We start from the raw sequence: 5295 nt of genomic DNA on the forward strand, positions 1-5295 counted from the left end.
CGTGTCTGAGCTCCTCGACGATTCTCTGGCGGGCGAGTGAGAAGCTCTCAATGTCGAAGCTGTTCGTGAACAGGTCTACATCTTCGGTAGGGCGCGAACTCAGACCATGAACCTGGAGTGCCTTCCCTCCCGCTAAAACAAATCCATGCGCGTCGGCGGCGCGAAGAGCGATCTGTGCGACTCGTGTCTGGAGGTTAGACCTATCGTTGCCTGGCATGGTTACGCAGTTCTTCGAAGGATTCTTCCCATGCTTTCCGGATAGTGGCGTCGAATGTGGTTGGCCACAGACGCACAAGATGATCCTTGTTCACCAGCTGCGTTAGTTGCGCAAGGGTGGCTGATCCGAGGATCTCACGATAGGCAGAGGTAATCGCGGTATCATTCGCAAGGTCGACTACATGGTTGTCGGAACGCGCCCACATGATGGAGTGTGGCACTTCCATCATCCCGGTTGCAGGGCCCTTCAGATCATCCAAGGAGGCAGGGACGTCGAAGGGAGGACGGAAATTCCGAGGAATGATAACCGGGTTGGTCATGGTAGTGACCTCCTTACGTGGAAATGTGAAACGTTGAGGACGAGACTAACGCCACCGTGACGTTATCGCCTAGCCACCCTACAAGGATTGGAAGAGCCACCCCCTAGCTCACTGTTGCGATCATAGTTCAGGTTCACTGGCTGATGTGTGGGGCTGCAACTGCCCCTGGTCGGCCGGTCCTGGCGATGCGCTGCGTTGGCGACCCCGTTGAGCGGCCAACCGCTCTTGCGGGCTCCTGTCTTCGACTGCCGTCGACCCGCCGAGCTGTGATGCCAGCTGTGCCGCGTGAGGCTCGGCAGGATCGTGAGATGGGTCCACCGTATGCGCTGTCGCGGCAGGCCGATGTGCTGCGCGCTGCTGTGAGGTTGCTTCCTCTAGCTGCTGTTGGATCTGCTGCTTGTCCTCAACGAGACTCTTTACCCGGTCTGTTGCCTCGGCCTGGCGGGCTTGGAGCGTGGCCACCTGGGCGTCGAGAAGCTCAAGGCGCTCGTTGTCATGAGCTTTAAACCGCACCTTGGCCAGCGCGCCACGGGACTCAGCGGTGCGCTGGGCATCCCACCTCTGACTTTTCGCCAGTGACACGTCCTTGTCTGCGGTGTCACGCTCGGCTACGGCCTGCGTGATGTCGGCCTCAAGTGCATCTAGCTGGGCACGAAGATGTGTCACCTGGTCGTCTGTGCTGGTCAGCTCGCCGTCACGCGGTTGCGACGCGGTAGGTAAGTTGACCGCCTGTTCGTGGGCGTCATTCTCGGTGGCCTCCTGATCCCACTCGGTTAGCGTGCGGTAGGTCTGGCTCAGCCAGTCATGGAGGTCGCGGTCGGCACCTCGGGTCAGGGGAGGGGGAGAACCCACCTCGCCGCGTGTGGCTCCGGCCTCATCAAGGTGGTTGCGCAGTCGCCACGCGATCACAGCCCCTGTTTCATGGGCCCCGGCCAAGTTAAAGATCGCTGCAGGCATCAGTAGACGCGGGTCGACATCAGCTTTGAGCGCGTCACGCCAGGCCACCCGCACAGCACTGCGGCCATCCTCGGTCAGACAATCAAGGGCGTCAGCATCGAGTTTGTCCCACCATGCCTCTAACTGGCGGTCAGTAAAGTCCGCGCAGGCAAGATCAAGGGCGTACCGGTAAAGCTTTTCCAGGCGCTCGCGGCTTCCGGCGTACTCTTCGGCTTCTTCGCGAATGTCGGTTGCCGATTTCTGCCGCCCATCTCGGGCAACCGCCCGCTCTAACACATCCTCGGCGGTCAAGCCTGCGGTGTTACCGGAGGAGTGTTCGTGGCTAGCCTCGGCAAGCTCATCCAAGCTGTCGTCGGTGACGGCATACAGGTGGTTTTCGTGCTTGCCACGTGTGAGTGCCACATACAGCCCGGCCCTGCTTGTCGCGGAGTCCACAACTGCATGGGTGGTGTCGACAGTGGCTCCTTGTGCTCGGTGCACCGTGGCCGCATACCCCAGGTGCGTGTGCTCACTCACGTATTCGGCGGGCAGGTCAAAGACCTCACCGGTCGCGAGATCACCGGCGGTGGCTGACCCGTCCTCGTTGACTCCCAGGACTCGGAAAAGCTGGCCGTTAATGATTTTTCGTCCAGGCGCGTGGGGATCGCGAGGGTTGGCCAGGCGCTCATTCTGCCGGGCGATGATGACGTCGCCGAGGCCTGCGGTCTCTGACTGGGCCAGTCTCACTTCGCGGGAGGTATCGACGATGCCGTTGTTGATGTAGCGCGCGCGGATCATCTCGTTGAGCGTGGACACATCGGCATTCTTCGTGGCCACAATCAGCGACTTGCGGCCCTGGTCCACATCAGCTAAGTAGGCATCGACAGCATCGACAAGCATCTGCTCGCGGGTGCCACCTCGAACCCAGCCGCGCTTCTGATAGAAACCCAGCGCGTCGGTGTCACCGCGCCTTATACCCAGTGAAGCGTCTGCTTGGTCGGTGTCGTTGCCGTGCGAGAAGCGCATGACTTCGGTGAGCTCGACGGCATCGCTGTAGCGACACATCGTGTCAAACAGCCCACCGGTGCCGACTACATCCAGCTGGTGTGGATCGCCAATCAGGCGGACCACCGCGCCGGATTCTTGGGCGATTTCCGTTAGTGCCGCGAGGTTATCGGTGGTGACCATGCCGGCCTCATCGACAAGCATCACGTCACCGGGATTGATCTGGATAGGCAGCGCTGATAGGTCACCTGCGAGCTTGTCGGGGTGGCGGCCACGCCAAATAAAGCTCAGGGAATCGATCGTGTTGGCATCAATTCCGAGCTCGTTTCCCAGCACCTGGGCGGCTGCCGCAGATGGGGCAAGCCCAATGACTTTCTGGCCAGAATTGCGCACAACATTGGCAACAATCTGCATCGCTGTCGTCTTGCCCGTGCCCGCAGGACCGACGCCGCAACCGACCAATGTGCCCGACTGGAGGAGGTGAGCTGCCAACGCTTTCTGTCCGTCGTTGAGACTAAACCCGTTGTCCTTTTCGAAGGATTCAATCGCGTCAGTTATCTCTTCTGTCGACGAAAAGACGGTGACCGGTTCGGCCACTGCGCTTAGAACTTTGTCCTCTTGGGCGAGAATTTCCGGCGTCGTGTACTTCCGGTAGCCAAGGTGCCGGTCGACCGCGTCGCCGGATTCGTCGCGTAGTTTCGCGGGCAACTCCATCACGGTTGTGGGGGTCAGCTCGACAAAATGGTGGGTAGTAATCCGCTTGGTTAGCTCATCGACTGCTCGCTGGGCCTGGTGTTGACCGTCGAAGCAAAACGCCTTGAGGTAGCTTCCCACGGCCGCTGTCACGTGGTGGTCAGAGAAGAAGGAGCGCTTTTGGACCATGCGGTCAATGACCTCTCGGCACCGATGATCGAGCACCTCCTCGTCGACAAGGTCGCGGTCGTAAAACGCCGGACGCTGGTCGACCTGGCCGCCGCCAAGGACAGAATCGAGCTGGGAGAGAAGTTCGTCGGCGTTGTCGATCTGATCGACATCCGCCCGCCAACTGGTGCGCAGATCGTCCAAAGACTCAGCTGGTTTCTTTGCATCACGGGTGTGGAGGATCGCGGATTGCCACAACGATAATTGCGTTCTTTTGTCCGGTTGGCGGCCATAGCGTGCAACGTAATCGGCGACCAACGAGTCGTAGACGGGCCTGGCCATCGCGCGGCGCTTGGAGAAAAGATCAATCAATTGTTGTGGCACTCCGGCAACTTCCCACACCGGTTCTTTGCCCTGGTCGCGTGAACTTGGTGTGAAGGACAGTCCCATCTTGCGGGTGAGAAGTTCCTGCACGATTGCGTCATAGCGGGCCGAAAGTGTCTGATGATATTTAAACATCGCGCGAGAATCCAGCGTGCGCCACTTCCCGTCAGGGCCCTGCACTTTGTTCGATACCAGCACATGCGAATGCAGATCAGGATCACCTGCGCGGGTATCAAAGTGGGTAAATTCTGAGGCGATGATGCCGCCAGTTTTCACCTGCGCTAGGCCTCCGGCACCCATGCGCGTGCGCACCGTGTTCTCTTCCGCCCACTCCAAAACCTCAGCGACGGCCTCGTGATGGCACGCGGCAATCGCGTTGGCCGTGTCCCTATCAGCGAGTGCCCACAGCACGGAAATGCTTTTCGCGGGAGAGAAGGTGAGGTCAAAACCTGCCACGGCTTGCTTGACTTCATCGCGTTGCTGATTGACCCAATCGATGACATCTTTATCCGGCGCGGTGGCCCACCCGGTTGCCTCCACATAGTGTGGCCTGCCGATCGAGAGTGCCAACTCAGTGCGCTCATCTTCCGTCGGCAATCGCGCATTGTCGGTGATGAATCGGCGCTCAGCATCACGCAGTTCATTCAACACCGGAATGTCATTGGTGTAGACGGGGAACTTGCCACCGAGCCGGCATTCGTCGAGCTTCTTTCCTGCTTTGAGCATCTCATGGGTGTCTGGGTGATACCCCAGGCCGTAGAGAGCTTCCATCTGGTCGGCCTCAATCGGGACACCGCTGGCCGCAGTTTGTGATCGCAAGGAGGTTAGTCCGCGTCCGATCCAGCGGCCCGGGGGAGTGCCCTTGGCTTGGTAGTAGTTGGAGAGTTTTCCTTCTTCCACCATCGGATCGTGGGCGTCGTTGGTCGCCACAGAGCGCAGCAGGTACTGGTACCCGCTGCCCGCGTGAACGGCCCGAAACGACATCATGTTTTCCCAGCATAGCGGGCACCACACCCATTTACACTAAAAGTGCCTACTGTGTGTGGCGTTTTAGAGCCGTGAGGTGAGAAAGCGGGACTGGCGGCGAAGACAGGACAGGCGATAGTTTGATGGGCATGAGTACGAGAACGAGCAAGAAGCAACAGGCACGAGAACTAGCGATGCAGGCGCTGGCAGAAAAACTGGCAAAGCAAGAAAAGGTGAAGACAGCCACGCAGCAGGCCTTCCTCGCTCAGGCCGAATTAGACGGCGTGCGTGAGCGCTTTGCCTCCGCCCTCCAGGAGCTAGAGCAACTAGGAGAGCCGCAGGCGTGGATGCGTGACTCCTTCGGCCTGACAGCATCGGAACTGCGAGCATTGCTTGCCCTCAACGTTGACGCTGGCGACGAGGATCAGGACGGCGCACCCGCCACCGAAGAAGCGGAGGAGAACACCGGTGAACACGACAATGGCGACTACCACCAGTGAGTGCGCCACACCCGTGGGAGGTGGCCTTGCCTGGAATGCCCACCCCACCCGATCCGACGCCTCACCCGCGCCAAAGCCGTGACGTCGTTACCAACCCAGACCTACTG

The 5295-nt window shown here is 59.8% G+C and carries 4 protein-coding genes; 1 reads left to right on the top strand and 3 read right to left on the bottom strand.

From position 1 onward, the window contains the following. From ACHFGA_RS08320 to mobF, 3 genes are all read right to left on the bottom strand, one after another. A partial coding sequence (locus tag ACHFGA_RS08320; protein ID WP_394281932.1) for a nucleotidyl transferase AbiEii/AbiGii toxin family protein occupies nucleotides 1-217 on the bottom strand: 217 nt, incomplete at its 3' end. Continuing rightward, nucleotides 201-536 (bottom strand): hypothetical protein, encoded by a 336-nt coding sequence (locus ACHFGA_RS08325; protein WP_394281933.1) that lies wholly within the window; start codon nucleotides 534-536, stop codon nucleotides 201-203. The genes ACHFGA_RS08320 and ACHFGA_RS08325, both read right to left, overlap by 17 nt. Nucleotides 537-656: 120 nt before the next feature. Beyond that, the gene (gene mobF, locus ACHFGA_RS08330) at nucleotides 657-4709 is read right to left on the bottom strand and encodes a MobF family relaxase (protein ID WP_394281934.1); all 4053 of its coding nucleotides are present in this window, start codon (nucleotides 4707-4709) and stop codon (nucleotides 657-659) included. Between the two features lie 128 nt (nucleotides 4710-4837). Between mobF and ACHFGA_RS08335 the strand changes: the two genes are divergently transcribed. Beyond that, nucleotides 4838-5188, top strand: coding sequence for a hypothetical protein (locus ACHFGA_RS08335; protein WP_394281935.1), 351 nt, complete (start codon nucleotides 4838-4840; stop codon nucleotides 5186-5188). The last annotated feature ends 107 nt before the right edge of the window (nucleotides 5189-5295 follow it).

Origin of the sequence: Corynebacterium sp. (assembly GCF_043426755.1) — a bacterium.
Classification (GTDB): Bacteria; Actinomycetota; Actinomycetes; order Mycobacteriales; family Mycobacteriaceae; genus Corynebacterium.